Annotated in this window: 18 protein-coding genes; 10 read left to right on the forward strand and 8 right to left on the reverse strand. The window is 70.3% G+C overall.

Annotated elements, in window-relative coordinates:
• Window positions 1–221: 221 nt before the first annotated feature.
• Window positions 222–3,026, reverse strand: a complete 2,805-nt coding sequence (acnA, locus tag M1M07_RS09260; protein ID WP_248673924.1) for an aconitate hydratase AcnA — start codon at window positions 3,024–3,026, stop codon at window positions 222–224.
• Between the two features lie 349 nt (window positions 3,027–3,375).
• On the opposite strand from acnA, the gene M1M07_RS09265 reads away from it, so the two are divergent.
• The 8 genes from M1M07_RS09265 to M1M07_RS09300 all read left to right on the forward strand — a co-directional run bounded on the left by M1M07_RS09265 (window position 3,376) and on the right by M1M07_RS09300 (window position 12,124).
• Entirely contained in the window at window positions 3,376–3,882 is a 507-nt protein-coding gene (locus M1M07_RS09265) for a DUF6676 family protein (RefSeq protein WP_368862561.1), read from the forward strand.
• A 489-nt stretch (window positions 3,883–4,371) separates the two neighbouring features.
• Window positions 4,372–6,060, forward strand: a complete 1,689-nt coding sequence (locus M1M07_RS09270; RefSeq protein ID WP_248673926.1) for an NlpC/P60 family protein — start codon at window positions 4,372–4,374, stop codon at window positions 6,058–6,060.
• 150 nt (window positions 6,061–6,210) lie between these two features.
• Window positions 6,211–7,425 carry a MoxR family ATPase gene (locus M1M07_RS09275; protein ID WP_197253325.1) on the forward strand — a complete coding sequence of 405 codons (1,215 nt, stop codon included), beginning with the start codon at window positions 6,211–6,213 and terminating at the stop codon, window positions 7,423–7,425.
• Entirely contained in the window at window positions 7,422–8,375 is a 954-nt protein-coding gene (locus M1M07_RS09280; protein WP_248673927.1) for a DUF58 domain-containing protein, read from the forward strand. Before M1M07_RS09275 ends, M1M07_RS09280 begins: the two co-directional genes overlap by 4 nt.
• The gene (locus tag M1M07_RS09285) at window positions 8,372–9,352 is read left to right on the forward strand and encodes a VWA domain-containing protein (protein WP_197253320.1); all 981 of its coding nucleotides are present in this window, start codon (window positions 8,372–8,374) and stop codon (window positions 9,350–9,352) included. The genes M1M07_RS09280 and M1M07_RS09285 overlap by 4 nt, the downstream gene beginning before the upstream one ends.
• A gap of 63 nt (window positions 9,353–9,415) precedes the next feature.
• Complete coding sequence (gene fabG1, locus M1M07_RS09290) at window positions 9,416–10,177, forward strand: 3-oxoacyl-ACP reductase FabG1 (protein ID WP_197253318.1); 762 nt, start codon at window positions 9,416–9,418, stop codon at window positions 10,175–10,177.
• Window positions 10,178–10,229: 52 nt separating this feature from the next.
• On the forward strand, window positions 10,230–11,036 hold the full coding sequence (gene inhA / locus M1M07_RS09295; RefSeq protein WP_197253316.1) for an NADH-dependent enoyl-ACP reductase InhA: 807 nt from the start codon (window positions 10,230–10,232) through the stop codon (window positions 11,034–11,036).
• 14 nt (window positions 11,037–11,050) lie between these two features.
• Window positions 11,051–12,124 carry a ferrochelatase gene (locus M1M07_RS09300; RefSeq protein WP_248673928.1) on the forward strand — a complete coding sequence of 358 codons (1,074 nt, stop codon included), beginning with the start codon at window positions 11,051–11,053 and terminating at the stop codon, window positions 12,122–12,124.
• A gap of 7 nt (window positions 12,125–12,131) precedes the next feature.
• On the opposite strand, the gene M1M07_RS09305 is transcribed toward M1M07_RS09300, so the two are convergent.
• Complete coding sequence (locus M1M07_RS09305) at window positions 12,132–12,803, reverse strand: helix-turn-helix domain-containing protein (protein ID WP_248673929.1); 672 nt, start codon at window positions 12,801–12,803, stop codon at window positions 12,132–12,134.
• A 211-nt stretch (window positions 12,804–13,014) separates the two neighbouring features.
• On the opposite strand from M1M07_RS09305, the gene M1M07_RS09310 reads away from it, so the two are divergent.
• Window positions 13,015–13,848 (forward strand): class I SAM-dependent methyltransferase, encoded by an 834-nt coding sequence (locus M1M07_RS09310; protein ID WP_248673930.1) that lies wholly within the window; start codon window positions 13,015–13,017, stop codon window positions 13,846–13,848.
• Between the two features lie 12 nt (window positions 13,849–13,860).
• Here the strand turns inward: M1M07_RS09310 and M1M07_RS09315 are convergent, their stop codons facing one another.
• Entirely contained in the window at window positions 13,861–15,207 is a 1,347-nt protein-coding gene (locus tag M1M07_RS09315; protein WP_248673940.1) for a family 43 glycosylhydrolase, read from the reverse strand.
• A gap of 243 nt (window positions 15,208–15,450) precedes the next feature.
• Window positions 15,451–16,284: a hypothetical protein gene (locus M1M07_RS09320; RefSeq protein ID WP_248673931.1), complete on the reverse strand. Its 834-nt coding sequence runs from the start codon at window positions 16,282–16,284 to the stop codon at window positions 15,451–15,453.
• Window positions 16,285–16,369: 85 nt separating this feature from the next.
• On the opposite strand from M1M07_RS09320, the gene M1M07_RS09325 reads away from it, so the two are divergent.
• Entirely contained in the window at window positions 16,370–17,206 is an 837-nt protein-coding gene (locus M1M07_RS09325) for a DUF3097 domain-containing protein (protein ID WP_248673932.1), read from the forward strand.
• A gap of 18 nt (window positions 17,207–17,224) precedes the next feature.
• Here the strand turns inward: M1M07_RS09325 and M1M07_RS09330 are convergent, their stop codons facing one another.
• Genes M1M07_RS09330 through M1M07_RS09345 form a run of 4 tightly spaced genes read right to left on the reverse strand, consistent with a single transcriptional unit; the run spans window position 17,225 to window position 20,944 of the window.
• Window positions 17,225–17,854: a hypothetical protein gene (locus M1M07_RS09330; protein WP_197253310.1), complete on the reverse strand. Its 630-nt coding sequence runs from the start codon at window positions 17,852–17,854 to the stop codon at window positions 17,225–17,227.
• A gap of 17 nt (window positions 17,855–17,871) precedes the next feature.
• On the reverse strand, window positions 17,872–18,822 hold the full coding sequence (locus M1M07_RS09335; protein WP_248673933.1) for an MlaD family protein: 951 nt from the start codon (window positions 18,820–18,822) through the stop codon (window positions 17,872–17,874).
• Entirely contained in the window at window positions 18,819–19,847 is a 1,029-nt protein-coding gene (locus tag M1M07_RS09340; protein ID WP_248673934.1) for an MlaD family protein, read from the reverse strand. The genes M1M07_RS09335 and M1M07_RS09340 overlap by 4 nt, the downstream gene beginning before the upstream one ends.
• Window positions 19,844–20,944 carry an MCE family protein gene (locus M1M07_RS09345; RefSeq protein ID WP_197253306.1) on the reverse strand — a complete coding sequence of 367 codons (1,101 nt, stop codon included), beginning with the start codon at window positions 20,942–20,944 and terminating at the stop codon, window positions 19,844–19,846. Before M1M07_RS09345 ends, M1M07_RS09340 begins: the two co-directional genes overlap by 4 nt.

Consider the following 20,944-nt stretch of genomic DNA (forward strand, 5'->3'; position numbering starts at 1 on the left):
GGCATCCGTGGCAAGGGCCCTGGGGCCGTGGAAGGCCCGCGTGGAGCAAAGCGCTCACGACCACGGCCGATTCGACGGTGTAGCACCGCGAAACGTGGTCGTGAGCGCTTGGCGCCTGTTCGGGCCGAGAGTGCTCACCGTCGCGTCGCGCCCCGGGGGCGCGACGCGCACGGGATGGGCGGCTGCCCCACCGGAACGGCGAGGCAGCCGCACAGCCGTCTCTATCCCCGAATCATGTTGCGCAGGACGTACTGCAGGATGCCGTCGTTGCGGTAGTAGTCCGCCTCGCCGGGGGTGTCGATGCGCACGACCGCGTCGAAGACGACCTTCTCGCCGTTCTCCTTGGTCGCGGTGACCTTCACCGTCTCCGGGGTGACGCCCTCGTTGAGCTTCTCGATGCCCTCGATGTCGAAGACCTCGGTGCCCGTCAGGCCCAGCGACTTCGCGGACTCGCCGGCGGGGAACTGCAGCGGGATGACGCCCATGCCGATGAGGTTCGAGCGGTGGATGCGCTCGAACGACTCGGTGATGACGGCCTTCACGCCGAGCAGACGGGTGCCCTTGGCGGCCCAGTCACGCGACGAACCGGAGCCGTACTCCTTGCCGCCCAGGACGACCAGCGGGATGCCGGCCTGCTGGTAGTTCTGCGACGCGTCGTAGATGAACGACTGCGGAGCGCCTTCCTGGGTGAAGTCGCGGGTGTAGCCGCCCGAGACGCCGTCCAGGAGCTGGTTCTGCAGACGGATGTTCGCGAACGTGCCGCGGACCATCACCTCGTGGTTGCCACGACGCGAACCGAGCGAGTTGTAGTCCTTGCGCTCGACGCCGTGCGCATCCAGGTACTGCGCGGCCGGGGTCCCGGGCTTGATCGGGCCGGCCGGGCTGATGTGGTCGGTGGTGACCGAGTCGCCGAGCAGCGCGAGAACGCGGGCGCCCTTGATGTCCTTGACCGGCTGTGCCTCGAGCGGCATGCCGTCGAAGTACGGGGCCTTGCGGACGTAGGTGGAGTCCGGGTTCCACGCGAACGTGTCGCCCTCGGGGGTCTCCAGGTTCTGCCAGCGGCTGTCACCCTTGAACACGTCGGCGTAGGACTTGCGGAACATGTCCTGGCTGATCGCCGACTTGATGGTGTCGTCGATCTCCTGCGCGGACGGCCAGATGTCCTTCAGGAACACGTCGTTGCCGTCCTGGTCCTGGCCCAGCGCGTCGTGCTCGAAGTCGAAGTCCATCGTGCCCGCGAGCGCGTACGCGATGACCAGCGGCGGGGACGCCAGGTAGTTCATCTTGACGTCGGGGGAGATGCGGCCCTCGAAGTTGCGGTTGCCCGAGAGCACCGCGGTCACCGACAGGTCGTTGTCGTTGACGGCCTTGGAGATCTCCTCCGGCAGCGGGCCGGTGTTACCGATGCAGGTGGTGCAGCCGAAACCGCCGAGGTAGAAGCCGAGCTTCTCGAGGTACGGCCACAGGCCGGCCTTCTCGTAGTAGTCGTTGACGACCTGCGAGCCCGGAGCCATGTTGGTCTTGACCCACGGCTTGGTGGACAGGCCCTTCTCGACCGCGTTGCGGGCCAGGAGGGCAGCGCCCAGCATGACCGACGGGTTCGAGGTGTTGGTGCAGGACGTGATGCCCGCGACCACGACGGCACCGTGGTCGAGGATGAACTCGCCGCGATCCTCGGAGACGACCTTGACCGGCTTCGACGGACGGCCGTGGGCGCCGTTGGCGGCCGAGTGGACGACGACGGCGTCGTCGTCGGCGAAGGACAGGACGGCCGGATCGGACGCCGGGAAGGACTCCTCGACGGCCTCGTCGAGCTTGCTGTGCTCGGCCGGCAGCTGCTCCTCGACGTAGTTGTGGATGTCCTTGCGGAAGGCGATCTTCGACTCCGACAGCAGGATGCGGTCCTGCGGGCGCTTCGGGCCGGCGATCGACGGGACGACCGTCGACAGGTCCAGCTCCAGGTACTCGGAGTAGGCCGGCTCGTTCGCGGCGTCGTGCCACATGCCCTGTTCCTTGGCGTACGCCTCGACGAGCGCGAGCTGCTCGTCGCTGCGGCCGGTGAGGCGCAGGTAGTTGATGGTCTCGCCGTCGATCGGGAAGATCGCGGCGGTGGAACCGAACTCGGGGCTCATGTTGCCCAGCGTCGCGCGGTTCGCGAGCGGCACCTCGGCGACGCCGGCGCCGTAGAACTCGACGAACTTGCCGACCACACCGTGCTTGCGGAGCATGTCGGTGACGGTGAGCACGACGTCGGTGGCGGTCACACCGGGCTGGATCTCACCGGTGAGCTTGAAGCCGACCACGCGCGGGATGAGCATGGAGACCGGCTGGCCGAGCATCGCGGCCTCGGCCTCGATGCCGCCGACGCCCCAGCCCAGCACGCCGAGGCCGTTGACCATCGTGGTGTGCGAGTCGGTGCCGACGCAGGTGTCGGGGTAGGCCTGCCCGTTGCGGACCATGACGGTCGGCGCGAGGTACTCGATGTTGACCTGGTGGACGATGCCCATGCCCGGGGGGACGACCTTGAAGTCGTCGAACGCGCCCTGGCCCCAGCGCAGGAACTGGTAGCGCTCGCCGTTGCGCTGGTACTCGAGGTCGACGTTGCGCTCGAGCGCGTCGGCGGTGCCGAAGTAGTCGAGGATGACGGAATGGTCGATGACCATGTCGGCCGGCGACAGCGGGTTGACCTTGTTCGGGTCGCCGCCGAGCGTGGTGACGGCCTCACGCATGGTGGCGAGGTCGACCACACAGGGCACACCGGTGAAGTCCTGCATGATCACGCGGGCAGGGGTGAACTGGATCTCGACGCTCGGCTCGGCCGAGGGATCCCAGTTCGCGATGGCGCGGATGTGGTCAGCGGTGATGTTCGCACCGTCTTCGGTGCGCAGCAGGTTCTCCGCGAGAACCTTCAAAGCGTAGGGCAGCTTCTCGGTGCCGGGAACGGCGGAGAGGCGGAAGATCTCGTACGAGTTCTCTCCGACCTCCAGCGTCCCTTTGGCGCCGAACGAATCAATACTGGTGCTCACGTCAGCTCCACTCGTAGATGAGGCTCGCCGCCGACGGGGCTGTGTCGACGGCCGAAGCGAGGCACACGAAACCGCACCGTGGTCCCAGGGGGGCGGGGGTGGTGGTGTCGTGGCGTCTCGCACCGAGTTTAACAGTACGCTTGTCCTGCAATGCGCGCGGCGCAACCCTCGGTTGTGTTCTGCACCGCGCCCGGGTGCCGGTGCGGGCCGGCCGTCCGCGACGATCGCGTAGGGTGCGGATGTCGCCGCGCGCGGGTTCTGCGAGTCCACCCGACTCACCGGGACCCGACCGCCGGTCCCGTCCCCGCACCACCGGAGAGAGATGTCTGCGCCACTGCCACGAATTCCTGTGCCATCGGCCACGGACCTCCCGCCGAGCGTCACGCTCGAGCAGGTGCTGGCAGACCTCGCCGACGACGGGGTCTCCGCGCCGTCCGACCGCGTCGACGACCTGGTCGAGCAGGTGGAACGCGCCCAGGACCACGGCATCGAGCTGCGCGTGATCGTCGTCGACCGGGACCCGCGGATCGATTCGCAACTGCGCGACCTCGCGACCGAGGTCGGTAGCGAGCAGGGCGGCACCGTGCTCGTGCTCAGCCCCGGCTGGGTCGGCGCCTACAGCGACAGCCTCGATCGGGTGACCCTCGAGGCGGCACAGGACCGCACGTACACCGGCGACCCGGTCGTCTCCACCCGCAACTTCGTCGACTCGATCACCGAACCCGGTCCGGACTGGACCGCCTGGACCGTCGTGCTGATCGTCCTCGTCGCGGCCGCCGCCGGCGCGACCGCGGCCGCCAAGGCCGTGCGCCGCCGCAAGGACGAGGCCGCGTTCGTCGAACCCGACGCGCGGTAGCGAACACCCCTCACCCGGCCGCTCCGCATCCGAGCGGCCGTTTTTCCGTGCCCTCACCCGGGCCGCGGCTTCGTCGACACGGACAAAATTTTGCGGCTTTATCTGTGACTGTCGCGCGAAATGAGCCCTTTGTGTCGTACGGTGCCTTTGGCGCTCTTGGGGAAGGAGTGTCGCACTTGCCGTCGTGGGACCGCAGTCCACGACGGCGGGAACGGCTCTGCGGACAGATCGCGCGGCGCGCGATCCGATGCAGCGTGCAGTCCTTCCCTCGGCGCGGCGGATCGGGTTCGTCCCCGACACCACCGAGGGAGAAATGATGTGAGGCGCTTCGGTTTCCACGGGGGGGATTCGCGACGGTTCGGGTCGCGGCGGCATCGTCGCGGTGGGGGAACCGGCCCACGGCCGTGGGCCGGATCGCGGCTGTCGGCCGGACGGCCGTTCATCGGACGCCGGCTGTTGATCGCACTCGGACTTGTCGCATCACTGCTCGTGGGGACCGCGGCCTCGGTGGGGGCGGTCCCGGAACCACCTCCGAACCCGAGCGACGACGCACTCGCTGCCGCCGGAGCGGCCGTCGACACGGGCCTCGGCCGCGTCGGCGAGCTGATCGTGCGCATCGCGTCCGCCGATCAGCAGCTCGCCGAGCTGGAGAACCAGGTCGCGATCAAACGCGAGAACGTCAACCGCGCGCTGGTGGACCTGCAGAACGCCCGGGATACCGCCGACGCGGCCGCCTACGCCGTCGTGCAGTCGCAGCAGGCGCTCCGCGACGCCGGCATCCGGATCCAGCAGGCGCAGAGCGATTTCGACGCTTTCGCCCGGAGCAGCTACACCCGCGGCATCAACGCCGCGTCGCTGTCCGCGTTCCTCGGTTCGGCGGGCCCGGACGAGCTCCTCGATCGTGCCCAGGTGATGCGCCTGCTGTCGGCGGGGCGCAATGCCGTGCTCGACGCGCTCGAACGTGCCCGCACCGAGGAAGCGAACAACAACTCCCGTGCGCGGGCGGCCAAGCAGGAGGCCGACGCGGCGGCCGAGGCGGCCGAACAGCGCAAGGCCGACGCCGAGGCCGCGATCGCGCAGGCCCGGTCGGCACTGGACCAGCAGGCGGCGGACAAGCAGCGGATCGAGATCGAGCGTGCGGCGGCGCAGGCCGAACTGGATGCGGCCCGGCAGAACGTCGCCGGGCTCGAGAACCAGCGCGCCGAATACGCGGCGTGGGACCGGCAGCGGCAGGCCGAGGAGGCCGCCCGCGCCGCCGCCGAGGAGGCGGCACGGCAGGCGGCAGTGGAGGCGGCGCAGCGGGTCGCGGCGGATGCCGCGGCGCGCGCCCGCGCCGCCGAGCTCGCCAACGGCCAGCGCCCGCACACCCAGATCGACGGTTATCGCGTCGACCCCGGCGACTGGGCGGGCGCCGAAACCCCGCTGCCGGACGACGAGGACGAGGACGACACCTCGACCGCGGATTCGTCGGGGGATTCGTCGACCGGGGACTCCTCCACCGGAGATTCGTCGACCGGAGGTTCCTCGACCGGAGGTTCCTCGACCGAGGACGACACGGACACTGGGGACGGCTCGGACACCGGAGACAGCTCGGACGCCGGGGAGGGCACGGACACCGAGGACACCGAGGAGCCGAGCAGCAGCGGCCGGGACTGGGGCAACCCGGACCCCGGCGACCCGATCGACGAGAGTTCCGTCTCGCCGTCGACGCCGAAGTCCAAGCCCCGCACCACCCCGCGGACGACGATCACCGGCCCCGCCGCCGTCGAAACCGTGATCGATCGCGCGATGTCGCAGATCGGTGTGCCCTACGCGTGGGGCGGCGGCGACGAGAACGGCCCCACGCGCGGCATCCGCGACGGTGGCGTCGCCGACAGCTACGGCGACTACAACAAGGTCGGCTTCGACTGCTCCGGACTGATGATCTACGCGTTCGCGGGCATCGGGATCTCCCTGCCGCACTACACCGGCTACCAGTACACCGCAGGCAAGCAGGTGCCGTCGGCGGAGATGAAGCGCGGCGACATGATCTTCTACGGCCCCAACGCGAGCCAGCACGTGGCGCTGTACCTCGGGGACGGGCAGATGCTCGAGGCCCCGCAATCGGGTTCGCACGTGAAGATCTCCCCGGTTCGCTGGGCCGGAATGACGCCGTATGTGGTGCGGATGGTGTCGTGACAGCGTCCTGACCTGGTACTTCTCGATCGCCGCTCCGCGCAGGGCAGCATGCGCGGGGCACGGTGGCGGCGCCGGGCAGCCACACCTGGAATAGTGGTGCCCGAATGTGATCTCCAGCGGAACGACCTAGGCGAAAGCGGTGGATTCTTGGTGACCTCACGTGAGGGTGGGACGTCGGGCACGAATACCCAGGGCAATGCCCAGGGCGCGAATACCCAGGGCGCGACCGAGCAGGGTGCGACCACGCAGGGCCCGGGTTCGGCTCCGGCCCTGTCGAAGGACGGGACGAAACCGCCCGCCACACCCGGCCAGGTGTCGGACGCGCAGCTCCTCGAGAGAGCGATCTACGAGGTCAAGCGCGTCATCGTCGGCCAGGACCGGCTCGTCGAGAGAATGCTCGTCGGTGTCCTCGCCAAGGGCCACGTGCTCCTGGAAGGTGTCCCCGGCGTCGCGAAGACCCTGGCCGTGGAGACGTTCGCGAAGGTGGTGGGCGGCTCGTTCTCCCGCGTCCAGTTCACCCCCGACCTGGTGCCCACCGACCTCGTCGGTACCCGCATCTACCGGCAGGGCCGCGAGGAGTTCGACACCGAGCTCGGGCCGGTGGTCGCGAACTTCCTGCTCGCCGACGAGATCAACCGCGCGCCCGCCAAGGTGCAGTCCGCGCTGCTCGAGGTGATGGCGGAACGGCACGTCACCATCGGCGGCAAGACGTTCCCCATGCCCGAACCGTTCCTGGTGATGGCCACCCAGAACCCGATCGAGAACGAAGGCGTGTACCCCCTGCCCGAGGCGCAGCGCGACCGCTTCCTGTTCAAGGTCCTCGTCGACTATCCGACGGTCGAGGAGGAACGCGAGATCGTCTACCGCATGGGTGTGTCCGCACCCGAACCGAAGCAGATCCTCGACAACGCCGAGCTGCTGCGCCTGCAGGACGTCGCCAGCCGGGTGTTCGTGCACCACGCGCTCGTCGACTACGTGGTGCGGGTGATCTTCGCGACCCGCGCCCCCGCCGAACTCGGCCTCGTCGACGTCGACGGCTGGATCGCGTACGGGGCCTCGCCGCGCGCGACCCTCGGCATCATCTCGGCGGCCCGGGCGCTGGCCCTGGTCCGCGGCCGCGACTACGTCGTTCCGCAGGACGTGCTCGACGTCATCCCGGACGTGCTGCGCCACCGACTGGTGCTGTCGTACGACGCGCTCGCCGACGAGGTCACCGCCGACCAGATCATCAACCGGATCCTGCAGACCGTCGGCCTGCCGCACGTCGCACCGCAGGTCAACGCGCCCAACCCGCCGGCTCCCGCACCGGCGGCACCGGCCGTGGGTGTCCCGGCCGGCCCCGAGGCGGGTGCGGGGCAGCGGTGAGCCCACGCGCGCACGGGTCGCCGCCGACGTTCCGGTCCGGCGAACTGCGAGATCCCGCACTGACCGCGGCGCTGCGCACCCTCGAGCTCACCGTGCGGCGCCGGCTCGACGGCGTGCTGCACGGTGATCACCTCGGCCTGATCCCGGGACCCGGGTCCGAACCGGGCGACGCCCGCGAATACCAGCCCGGCGACGACGTGCGGCAGATGGACTGGTCGGTGACCGCCCGGACCACGCATCCGCACGTGCGGCAGTCCGTCGCCGACCGCGAACTCGAGACGTGGCTGGCCGTCGACCTGTCCGCCAGCCTCGATTTCGGCACCGGCGTCTGCGAGAAACGCGATCTGGCGGTCGCGGCGGCCGCGGCCGTCGCGCACCTGACCAGCGGCGGCGGCAACCGCATCGGCGCGGTCGTGAGCACCGGGCACGAAATCACGCGGTTCCCGGCGCGCGGCGGCCGCCTGCACGCCCAGGCGATGCTGCGGTCGATCGCGACCACCCCGCACGCGCCGGACGGCACCCGCGGCGACCTGCGCGGCGCGATCGAGGCGCTGCGCCGGCCCCAGCGGCGGCGCGGCCTGGTCGTCGTCGTCAGCGACTTCCTCGGACCGGTCGACTGGGAACGTTCCCTGCGCGCACTGTCCGGCCGGCACGACCTGCTCGCGGTCGAGGTACTCGACCCCCGCGACCTCGAACTCCCGGATCTGGGCGACGTGGTGCTGCACGACCCGGAGACCGGACGCACCCGCGAGTTCACCACCACCGAACGGTTGCGTGCCGACTACGCCGCGGCCGCCGCCGAGCACCGGACCGAGGTGCAGCAGGCCCTGCGGCGCTGCGGCGCCCCGCAGATGACGCTGCGCACCGACCGGGACTGGATCGAGGACATCGTCCGGTTCGTCGCCGCCCGCCGGCACAGCTTCGGCGCGCCGGCCAAGGGGGTCCGATGAGCTTCTCCGACTTCTCGTCACCGTGGTGGCTGCTGTTCCTCGTCGTCGTCGCGGCGCTCGCCGTCGGCTACGTCCTCGTCCAGCGCCGCAAGCAGCGGCACGCGCTGCGCTTCAGCAATCTCGAGATGCTCGAGAAGGTCGCGCCGAACCGGCCCGGCCCCGCCCGGCACATCCCGGTCATCGCGCTGCTGTCCGCGCTGGCGCTGCTCACCGTCGCGTTGGCGGGCCCGACCGCCGAGCAGCGCGTCCCGCGCAATCGGGCGACGGTGGTGCTGGTCATCGACGTGTCGCTGTCGATGGAGGCCACCGACGTCGCGCCGAACCGGCTCGTCGCCGCGCAGCAGGCCGCCAAACAGTTCGCCGACGACCTGACCCCCGGCATCAACCTCGGCCTGGTCGCGTTCTCCGGTACCGCCTCCGTGCTGGTGTCGCCGACCACGAACCGCGAGGCCACCAAGTCGGCCATCGACCAGCTCACCCTCAGCGAACGCACCGCCACGGGCGAGGCGATCTTCACGGCGATGCAGTCCATCGACACCCTCGCCGCGGTGCTCGGCGGCGGTGACCAGGCGCCACCGGCGCGGATCGTGCTGCTCTCCGACGGCAAGCAGACCGTGCCCGAGAGCCCCGACGACCCGCGCGGCGGCTTCACCGCCGCACGGCAGGCCGCCGACAAGGGCATCCCCGTGTCGACGATCTCCTTCGGGACCGAATACGGCACCGTGACCATCGAGGACGAACGGATCCCGGTGCCCGTCGACGACCCGTCGCTCAAGGAGATCGCCAACCTGTCCGGCGGCGCCTTCTTCACCGCGTCCAGCCTCGAGGAACTCGAGGACGCCTACGACACGCTCGAGGAACAGATCGGGTTCGAAACCACCCGCGGTGACGCCAGCCGGCCCTGGCTGGTGCTCGGTGTGCTCGCCGCCGCGGTGGGTCTCGGTGCGGCGCTGGTCCTGCGCCAGCGGCTGCCCTGACAGCTTCCTTCCCCTTCGAGGTCCCGGCGGATCTCGATCGATCACCAGATAGGGTTCGACACCATGACCGACGCACCGACAGACGTTTCCGCTCCCGCCGGCCCGTCCCGCCCCGCCGAGACCCCACGCTCGGTTCTCGTCACCGGCGGCAACCGCGGCATCGGCCTGGCCGTCGCCCGGCGGCTGCAGGCCGACGGCCACAAGGTCGCCGTCACCCACCGCGGCTCGGGAGTGCCCGACGGATTGTTCGGCGTCGTCTGCGATGTCACCGACAGCGACTCCGTCGATGCCGCCTTCAAGCAGGTGGAAGAGCACCAGGGGCCGGTGGAGGTGCTCGTCGCCAATGCCGGCATCACCGACGACACGCTGCTCATGCGGATGACCGAGGAACAGTTCACGAAGGTCCTCGACGCCAACCTCACCGGCGCGTTCCGCTGTGCCAAGCGCGCCAACCGGGCGATGTTGCGCGGCCGCTGGGGCCGGATGATCTTCCTCGGTTCCGTCGTCGGCATGGCCGGGCAGGCCGGCCAGATCAACTACGCCTCCTCCAAGGCCGGCGTCATCGGCCTCGCCCGCTCGGTGACCCGCGAACTCGGGTCGCGGTCGATCACCGCGAACGTCGTGGCCCCCGGCTTCATCGAAACCGACATGACCGCCGAGCTGTCCGACGATCTGCGCGACACCGCGAAGAAGTTCATCCCGCTGCAGCGCCTCGGCCGACCGGAGGACGTGGCCGCCGTCGTCAGCTTCCTCGCCTCAGAGGACTCCGCATACGTGTCCGGCGCGGTCATCCCCGTCGACGGCGGCATGGGCATGGGGCACTGACGGCGCGAACGCCGCGACCGTAACCGACACTCACTGGAGGACCGACACACTCATGGGCGGACTGCTCGAGGGCAAGACCATTCTCGTCACCGGCATCATCACCGACTCGTCGATCGCGTTCCACACCGCGAAGGTGGCGCAGGAACAGGGCGCGAAGGTGATCATCACCGGTTTCGACCGGCTGCGGCTGATCGACCGGATCGCGCAGCGGCTCCCGCAGCCGGTGCCGCCGGCGATCGAACTCGACGTGCAGAATCCCGAGCACCTCGCCGGGCTCGCCGACAAGGTGCGCGAACTCGCGCCGGAGGGCCTCGACGGCGTCGTGCACTCCATCGGATTCGCGCCGCGTTCGTGCCTGGGCAACCCGTTCCTCGACGCGCCCTGGTCCGATGTGGCCGTGGCCGTGGAGGTTTCGGCGTACTCGTACTCGGCGCTCGCGAAGGCGCTGCTGCCGGTGCTCAAGGACAACGCGTCGATCGTCGGCATGGACTTCGATCCGGCGCGGGCCGTGCCGTTCTACAACTGGATGGGCGTGTCCAAGGCGACCCTCGAGGCCGTCAACCGGTATGTCGCCAAGGAGGTCGGAAGCCGCGGCATCCGCTCCAACCTGGTCGCGGCCGGGCCCATCAAGACCCTCGCTGCCAAGGCAATCGCCGGTGACGCCACCGGACCGGGTGCCGAGATGAACCGGCTCAACGAGGGCTGGTCCGCGGCCTCGCCCATCGGCTGGGACGTCGACGACCCGACCCCGGTCGCCAAGACCGTGTGCACCGTGCTGTCGGACTGGCTGCCGGGCACCACCGGTTCGATCGTCTACGTCGACGGCGGCTTCCACTCCCAGGTCGGCTTCGGCGCCTGAGCGGGACACCGATCATGACGAACACCCCCGAGCCCTACGACGCGCTGCTGTTGCTGTCGTTCGGCGGACCCGAACGCCCGGAGGACGTGCGTCCGTTCCTCGAGAACGTCACCCGCGGTCGCGGCATCCCCCCGGAGCGGCTCGAGGAGGTCGTGCAGCACTACCTGCACTTCGGGGGTGTCTCGCCGATCAACGCCCTGAACCGGGAGCTGATCACCCGGATCGAAGCCGAGTTCGCCGCGGCGGGGATCGGGCTGCCGGTGTACTTCGGCAACCGGAACTGGCATCCGATGATCGAGGACACCGTCGCCGCGATGCGCGACGACGGCGTCCGCAACGCCCTGGTGTTCCCGACCTCGGCGTGGGGCGGATACTCCGGCTGCCGCCAGTACCACGAGGACATCGCGCGGGCCCGCGCCGTCGTCCCGGACGGCCCGGCACTGACGAAACTGCGGCAGTTCTACGACCATCCGCTGTTCGTCGGAGCGGTCGCCGACGCCGTCCGGGCCGCCCGCGCCGAACTGCCCGCGGACGTGCGCGAGGACGCCCGGGTGGTGTTCACCGCGCACTCGATCCCGCTGTCCGCGGACCGCACCGGCGGCCCCGCCGACGGCGGCGGCCACCTCTACAGCCGGCAGGTCGCCGAGGCGGCCCGGCTCGTCGCCGACGCGGTCGGCATCGACGACCACGACCTCGTGTGGCAGTCCCGTTCCGGGCCGCCGCAGGTGCCGTGGCTCGAGCCGGACATCGTCGATCACCTCGACGCCCTGCACGCGCGCGGCGTGAGCGCCGTGATCGTGGTGCCGGTCGGTTTCGTGTCCGACCACCTCGAGGTCGTGTGGGACCTCGACACCGAGGCGAAGCAGAAGGCCGCCGAGCTCGGCATGGGGTTCGTGCGGGCCGCGACCGCCGGGGCCGACGCCCGCTTCCCGCAGCTCGTCCGGGTGCTCGTCGAGGAAGCGGCGACCGGTCGGGAGCCGGAGCGGCTCGGTTCGGAACCGCTGCTCGGCGCCGGCCGCAACGGCGCGTTGTGCGCGGCCGGGTGCTGTCAGCTGCCGGCTCGGCCGACTCGACCGACGGCTCCCTGATCCCGGGTCACCCGCTGCTCTGCGCGGCGAGCGGGGAGGCGAACCAGCGCGGCAGGCTGCGGCGCAGGGTGACCGGCCCGTCGATCGCGACGGCACCCGAGCGCAATGCCTCCGACCACTGCCGTTCACCGCGCCAGATCTCGGTGAGCGCCCGCAGATCCGCGGTGACCGCCACCGACTCCTCGAAACCGGGATCCACGTCGCACACGTCGACCTCGTCCGGGGTGATGACCAGCCACCACCGTCGTGACCCGCGCGGTGCACCGGTGAAAGCGAACCGCACCACCACCCGGTCCTGAGGGATCGCGGAGCGGTCGACGTTGCGATGCATGTCCCACATCAGCAGCTTCGGATCCAGGTCCTCGTCGCCGAGCCGCCCGGTCCACCGCGACCCCCAGGCGCCGAGGGCGTCCACCACCGCCTCGAGATCCCGGCCGGCGGGGGTGAGCACGTAGCGGATGTCGCCACCGTCGGTGACCCGACGCACGATGCCCGCGGCCGTCAGCTGATGCAGCCGGGTGGACAGCAGCGACGGCGACATCCGCGGCAGCCCCCGCCGCAGTTCGTTGAATCGTTCGCTGCCGAGCACCAACTCGCGCACCACCAGCAGCGTCCACCGTTCGTCGAACAGCTCCATCGCCTTCGCGACCGGGCAGAACTGGTGATAGGACGCGCCCATGCTCGAATGTTAGGCCGACGCGACCGGCCGTACCCGGCGATCGCGGTACAGATCCTGTACTGGAAGCGCTGCGTCGCCCGTTCCTACAGTCGAAGCACGACCCGATCATCTCCTCGAATCACGAATCGGGACGTATCCCGAAGCACGAGAAAGGAGGCCGGCGCACTCACCCTCCCGCACGAACGCGGGAGGGTCCGCGCCGGAACACACGATGAGCGAATCAACGACAGCAGCGATCGACGACCGCGCGTTGAAGGCGAAGCATCGGGCGATGTGGGCGCTCGGGGACTACCCGTCGGTCGCCACCGAGGTGATCCCGACACTCGGCCCGATTCTGGTGTCCGCGTGCGAAGTCGGCGCGGGAGACCGGGTTCTCGACGTCGCGGCAGGGTCGGGCAACGCGGCGATCCCCGCCGCGCTCACCGGGGCCACGGTGGTCGCGACGGATCTGACGCCGGAACTGTTCGAGACGGGCCGCCGCGACGCCGCCGCCGCGGGCGCGACCCTCACCTGGCAGGAGGCCGACGCCGAGGCGCTCCCGTTCGACGACGCGAGCTTCGACGTCGTGCTCTCCTGCGTCGGTGTCATGTTCGCGCCGCACCACCAGGCGGCCGCGGACGAACTGGTCCGCGTCACCCGGCCCGGCGGCCGCATCGGGCTGCTGAGCTGGACCCCCGAGGGATTCATCGGCCGCATGTTCGCGACCATGAAGCCGTACGCGCCGCCGCCCCCGCCCGGTGCCCAGCCGCCGCCGCTGTGGGGGGACGAGCAGCACGTGCGGTCGCTGCTGGGGGACCGGGTCACCGACGTGCAGGCGCACAAGGAGAAGCTGCGGGTGGAATGCTTCGGCAGCGGCGAGGAGTTCCGGGACTTCTTCAAGGCGGCGTACGGGCCGACCATCGCGGTCTACCGGGCGATCGCCGACGAACCCGACCGCGTCGCCGCACTCGACCGCGACCTGGCGGAGCTGGGCCGCAGCTTCGACCAGGGCGGGGGAGCGATGGAGTGGGAATACCTGCTGCTCACCGCACGACGCGCCGGCTGACCGGACGCGAGGTCACAATGCGGAGCCGGTCTGCGCGACGGGTGCCAGGGGCTGCGGGGGTGCGTCGAGGCCGTGCACCGCACCGAAGTCGACGACGTCCGCAGCGTCGGTGCCGGCAAGGGCGTAGAGATCGTAGGTGCCCGTCGACGACGCCGGCGGGGTGAACGTCAGCTTCTCCTCGCGCACCTCGCCGGGTTGCAGCGTCACCTCGATCGGGTCGGCGACCGTCGCGCCGAGTCCGCCCTCGGGCGCACCGACACCGAGCCACACCCGGCCGGAGAACGGCTCGTCGCCGGCGGTGAGAACCACCGTGGCCTCGGCCTCCCCGGTCGGGGCGGGCACGGCTTCGATCTCCAGCGACACCTCCACCGGAAGGTCGATGTCCGGGACCTGCGGGCGGGTGGACGACGGTGATCCGTCCCCGATATCGGGCCAGTCGTCCGCCCACACGATCCGGTCGATCAGAGCCTCGCGTCGCTGAGCGCCGCTGGGCAGCTTGATGTCCCGGCGCGGGCTCGCGTGGTAGACGATCCAGTCGTCCCCGGCGTCGTCGGTGACGACGCTGTTGTGGCCGGGTCCGGCCCAGCGGTCGCTGCCCGCGAGGATCAGTGCGCCGCCCCCGTCGCCGAGATCCTGGCCCTTGCGGTCGAGATACGGCCCGGTCAGGGAGGTGGACCGGCCGGCGATCACCCGGTAGGCGGTGTTGCCGCCGTTGCAACAGTTCCCGGCCGAGACGAACAGATAGTAGAAACCGTTGCGGTGCACCACGAACGGGCCTTCGAACCGTTCGTCGGCGACCTTCACGGGGGTGCCGTCCGGCGCGGTGCCGTCCGGGGAGAGCGGGATCGCGTAGACGCCCTTGAAGTTTCCGACGAGCATCGTCTTCCCGGTGCCGTCGTCCCAGACGAACGGATCGATCGTGCCCTCGATTCCGACGTCCTCGGCGCAGAACACCGGCCGGCCCAGATCCGTCCACGGTCCCGCCGGGTCGGGGGAGGTCGCCAGGCCGATGCACGGATTCGAGACGTCGTTCAGCGAGTAGTACAGGTGGTACACCCCGTCGAATTCGTGGATGCTCGGCGCCCACGGGTGCTTGCCGGGATCGTGCCACGCGGGAGGCTGATCGAACACGTCACCGACGTACATCCAGTCCACGAGGTCGTGGGAGGTGAACATCCCCATCGTGTGCATCCCGCGGCCGTCACCCCAGTCGTCGGCCGTGCTGTAGAGGTAGAACGTGCCGTCCGGGGCGCGCAGGACCGACGGGTCCGCGGCCACCGGTTCGACGACCGGATTCGCGTGCGCCACCTGGGCGGGTGCGATCAGGGCGGCGAGCAACCCCAGGATCGCCGCCGCGATCCACCGTCCTCCGGAGCGGTGTCGGGCGACGGGTGTACGACGCGCCCGCGGCACGGTGATCCGATGGTTCTGCACGTCGCTCCTCGATGTCGGCCCAACCCGCCCGAAGTGCGACAAATGTATACGGATGTGACTCGTGTGACAGCAGATGCGGAAGGCCGACCGCGGGACCGTGACGCAACCGTGTCCTCGGCGGTGTGTCTTTGTGGCGGTCCCAGCCGCCACAAAGGCACACGGGCGGCGTCAGCCGCCGGTTGTCCGGCGACTGTGACGACCGGCTTCGAGCGCCGCGGCGACCGCGCCCAGCCGGGCCTGCCGCACGGTGGTCAACAGCGGCCGCAGCGCCGCCTCGCGGCTCGTCGCCGCGGACATCGACCCGGCCTGCAGTCCGGCGCCGCGCGCCGCGACGTCCAGGATCGCGGACACCTGGTCGGCGGAGTCGAGGATGCGCACGGCACGCACCGGAAGCGATTCGGGATAGCGGTGCCGGGCCTGCTGGGCGATCGCCTCGGCGATCTCCGCGCGCGGGTCGGATCGGCGACCGTCCGTGCCGACGGTCGGGATACCGGTCAGGGTCGCCGCAGCATCGCGCACCGCCTCGCGCATCGTGAACTCGGCCTCGCCGAGACCGGGACGGGCGGGCGCATCCGGCAGGGCCGGCACCGCGAACACGGTCCAGCGCAGCACATCCGGACCCTCCACGGTCGGGACCAGCCCGATCCCCGGCGCCCCGGGCGCCCCGACCAGGACGCCTTCACCGGCCGCCAGCGCCGCCGTCGCGAACGCGGTCCCGGCCGGCAGCCCGGAGACGTCGCCGGGGGCGGGCAGCACGAGCCGGATGCCGGCGGTGTCCGCCGGATCGGCGCGACGCACCGCCGTCAGCAGCGCCGCGGCCCCCGTCGCCGCACCGGCGCCGGAGCCGGGCAGGCCCGCGGCCGATGCGGCCGCGTCGTCGTCCGCGAACACCAGGTGCAGCGGGGCCCAGGTGTTGAGGGCATCGATCACCTCGTCGGGCGCGGCGTCGCCGGACAGCCACACGCCCGCCCACAGGGTCAGGGTCAGGCTCGGGGAACTCACCGGCACAGCATACGGCGGCACGTCACACCGGCATCCCGGCGTGGCAGCCGCAACGGCACCACGCCGTGTCCTAACGTCGTCGGGCGTGAGCCCACGCGACATGTACGGCGGCGACATCTACGCCGGCCACGCCCGCACCCGCAAGCCGACGGTCCCGGAACTGGCGGCCGAGAGGGATCTCGTCGTCGAGGACGCCGCCTCGGGCTGGTGCGGCGCCGTCGTGGGCTTCGAACGCACCTACGACGGGGACTTCGTGCGCCTCGAGGACGGGCAGGGTCGCACCCGACTGTTCGCGATGCGCCCGGCCGCGTTCCTCGTCGACGGCAAACCGGTCACGCTGGTGCGGCCGAAAACCCGTCCGGCCGCGCAGAAACCGGCGCGGTCCGCGTCCGGGTCGACCCGCGTCGAGGGACTGAAGGCGCGGGTCGCGCGCGGCAGCCGCATCTGGGTGGAGGGCGTGCACGACGCCGCGCTCGTCGAACGGGTGTGGGGTCACGACCTGCGCGTCGAAGGGGTGGTCGTCGAGCAGCTCGAGGGCCTGGACAACCTCGCCGAGCGGCTCGCCGAGTTCGAACCGGGACCCGGCCGGCGGATCGGGGTGCTCGCCGACCACCTCGTCGCCGGGTCCAAGGAGGAACGGCTGACCGCGAACCTCGGCCCGTACGTCATGGTCACCGGCCACCCGTACATCGACGTGTGGGAAGCGGTGCGGCCCAAGACCTTGAGCATCGCGGCGTGGCCGAAGGTGCCGCGCGGGCAGGACTGGAAGACCGGGGTGTGCCGGGAACTGGGCTGGGGCAGCCCGCAGGACGGCTGGCGCCGGGTCTACGGTGCGGTGTCGTCGTTCCGGGATCTCGAGGCGCCGCTGATCGGTGCCGTCGAACGGCTCGTGGACTTCGTGACCGAACCCGAGGAGGGCTGAGCCGCCCGACGCGATCCGTCAGCGGCCGCCGGTCTCGGGTGCGGGTTCGGCCTCGCCCGTTCCGGGCAGCCCGGCCCCGACGCCCCCGACATCGGTGATGGTCCAGTCCGATGCGCGGTCCATGGTCACCCGGTAGGTCGCGGTGGCCGCCACCCCGTCCGGGGTCTGCTTGCTCTTGGACACCATGTCGACGAACACCTGCACGACGAAGGTGTCGCCGTCGTTGCTCGCCACCTCGGCGGCGAGCAGACGTGCGGTGGAGGTGTACTCCATCTGGGTCAGCCACGGCGCGACGACGTCGACGGCCCCCTCGAGCTTCGGCACGAGTTGTTCACTGACACCGTCGGTCAGCGCGTCCCGCCAGGCGTCGAGATCACGGAAGTCGACCTCCGAGACGTTCAGCGCATATTCCGAGGCGACGGCCTCGGCTTCGGCCTCGGTGTCCAGCCGGCTCTGCAGGGCCTGCAATTGCTCGGACGAGTCGTCGGTCGCCCACAGCACCCCGAAGGTCACCGCGGCGACGAGCGCGAGCACCGCGACGATCGCGACGGTGCGGAACGACGACCACCACGGGCCGCGGCTGCCGGTCTCCCCGGTGCTCGGCCCGGCCTCGGCTGGATCCTGTTCGGTGACATCGGTTTTCGACATGACGCTGTCTTCCTTCTTCATCGGGGCACGCTCACGGTGAAACGAACACTGTCGCCCGGCATGGTCGCGATGGCCTGTTCGAGCAGGGTACCGAGGTCCATTCGGCCGACCACGGATCCGGTGGCCTGGGTGACGGGCCGCAGCGCGACCCCGATCGCGCCGAGTTCGGGGGCCATCTTCGACAGGAACTCGGCGAGTTCGATCTCCTGCTGACGCCAGGAGCCGAGGATCTCCTCGCCCTTGAGCACCGAGGATCCTTCGAACAGGTACTCGTACGAGATGCCGAGGGTCTCACCGAACTGGTCCAGCATGGGAGGAGCGGCGACCATCGCCGGTCGCACCCACTCCACATCGCCCATCATCCACATCAGGTCGCTCAGAACGGTTTCCAGCGAGCCCTCGTGCCGGGTCAGGGTGGACAGCAGCAGTTCGGCACCGCGACCCGCCGCGGGCATCGTCTCCTCGAGTCCTTCCACCGACTCGGTGAACGTGGCGACGAGTTCGTTCAGCGACTCCGCATCGGTCTGCTCGAGCAGTTCCGAGGTCGTCGCGAGGAGATCGGGCACCGAAGTCGGGAGTTCGACGACCTCGGTCAGGTGCGCCCCGTCCTCGAGATAGGGGCCCTCGGTCGACGCCGGGAGGAACGAGAACACCGGTTCGCCCAGCGACGACAGGTTCTCGACACGCATCGTGCTGTCCACGGGGATGCGGTGCTCGGCCTCGTACGAGAGGTTCATGCGCACGAACCCGTCGAGGTTCTCCAAACCGTCGACACGCCCGATGTTCACCCCGCGGTAGACCACCGACGATCCGGTGCGCAGACCCGCCGCGTCGCGCATGTCCACCACGGCGTGCAGGCGGCGCTGCGTCGGATCCATCTGCAGCACGCCGACCACGAGATACCAGGTGCCCAGGATCATCACCACGACCAGGGCGAGCGCGGACATCCACGCGGGAATACGGGTCACGGCAGAGCTCCGATCATGCGCAGGAGAACCAATCCGTCGGCCGCCGGGCCTCCCTCGTCGCCGGCGATCGTCACCTGACGAATGTCGATGCCGGGTTCGAGCAGGAAGGGGACCAGCTTCTCGTCGACGAGCTCGACCAGCTCGGCCGCGTTGCCCCGCAGCTCACCGGCGGTCGGCGACGGTTCGCGCAGCAACGGGGTGAGCAGCTCGAGATTGTCGTTGATGTGCGGGAGGCGGGGGATCAGCCACTCCAGGCCCGTGACCATGGTGTTGACGTCGATGACGATGTTGAGCACGGCTTCCATGAAGTAGGGCACCCGATCCAGTCGGCGTCGCGCGGTGTCGGAGAACAGGAATCCCACCTCGTCGCGGGCGGCGTCGAGACGCTGGGACAGCTCGTCCGTTGCAACGACGATGCGATCGATCTGGTCGATGTTCGCGGCCGCGTCGCTCAGATCGGTGGAGATCGTCGCGGACAGCTCGCGGGTCTCCGCGGGGTCCTCGGGCAGCACCTCGTTCAGGCGCGCGATCGAATCCTGCAGCCGGGTGAGGCTGCCGCCGTTGACGAACATCGCGATCCGCTCGAGCATGTCCTCGATCTGGGGACCCGGATCCGTGTCGCTCAGCGGGATGGTGTCGCCGTCCCGCAACGGAGCGCCGCTCCCGTCCACCGGCGGCACCAGGGCGATGTAGATGTCGCCGAGCACGGTGTTCTGCCGCAGTTCGGCGCGGGTTCCCTCCGGCACGACCACCGACTCGCGCACGTCGATCCGCGCGACCGCGCTGTGCGGCCCGAGGTCGATCGCCCGCAGGGTGCCCACGGAGATGCCCTCGCTGCGGACGTCGGCTCCGGCCGGCAGGCTCAGCAGCGACTCGAACTCGAGGTTCAGCCGGTAGGTCGGTCCGCGCACCCCGGAGCCGGGCAGGGCGTGGTCGCTGGGGTCGAAGCTGCAGCCGCACAACGCCACCACGGCGGCGAGGACCACGCCTGCCAGCCGGCGCGAGCGGGTGAACGAACGGGTCACGGGGTTGCTCCGATCGTCGACAGGACCAGCTGCGGCAGCGGCACCGACACCGAGCGGGAGGACACCACCGAGCAGGTGTCCGGGGCGATCTGCTCGAGGGCCGCGCAGGTCAGCGTCGCGTCGGGGGTCGGCACCTCGGCTCGGGCCGGATCGAGCTCGACGGACACCGACCCGGGCCGGGTCTGCACCATCGTCGCGAGCATCGTCACGGTGCCGGGGATCGTCGCGAGCAGTTCGCTCGAGTTCTCGGCCCCGGTCCGCAGCATCGTCAGGGTGGGCAGCGTGGAGTTCAAGGCGTTCATCAGGTAGGGGAAGTGCTCGTTGAACAGCCGGTCGAGCGGGCCGACGGCCAGGGACAGCTTCTCGACGAGGATCTTCGCCACGACGAGCATCTGCTCGATGCCGGCCAGACCGGGAGCGAACGTCTGGATGGTGGACTTGACGTTCTCCCAGTCACCCGTGAGAAAGGTGGTCATCTCGGCGGAGTTGTCGAGGATCTGCCCGAGCTGGTCCATGAAGTTGTCCGGCGACGACAGCAGTTCCGCGAGGTCGCGCAGTTCGCGGTTCAGCGTCGGGCCGAGACCCTCGAACTCGCGTCCGGCGTCCTTCAGGGCCGATTCGAGCGGCGCCGTTCCGTCGGGGCCACGCTCGGTCATCTGCCGCACGAGCTCGGAGAACGATCCGAGTGCCTCCGACACGCTGACCGGGGTGCGGGTACGGGCGGTGTCGATGCACATGTCCGAGGTGAGCGCCGGGCCCGGTCGGGGATCGGCATCGACGAGTTCGACGCGCCGATCGGTGAGGATCGACGCATTGGTGATCACCGCACCGGTCTCGGCGGGAAGCTCCCGGTCGCCGACGGTCATGTCGACGCGCACGCGCGCGCCGTCGGGTTCGATCCGGTCCACGGTCCCGACGGAGATTCCCCGGATGGTGACGGGAGAGCCGGGATACAGGCCGTAGGAGTCCTCGAAATAGGCGCAGATCGCGTCGTCGTCCCGGGAGGTCGCGGCGAAGGCGGTCGCGCCGGCCACGGCCAGCGCCACGACGGTCACCGCGGGCACGAGTCGTCGTGAATTCGTCGTCAGTGTTCGCAT

The sequence above is a fragment of the Rhodococcus sp. HM1 genome (assembly GCF_023218075.1).
Classification (GTDB): Bacteria; Actinomycetota; Actinomycetes; order Mycobacteriales; family Mycobacteriaceae; genus Rhodococcus.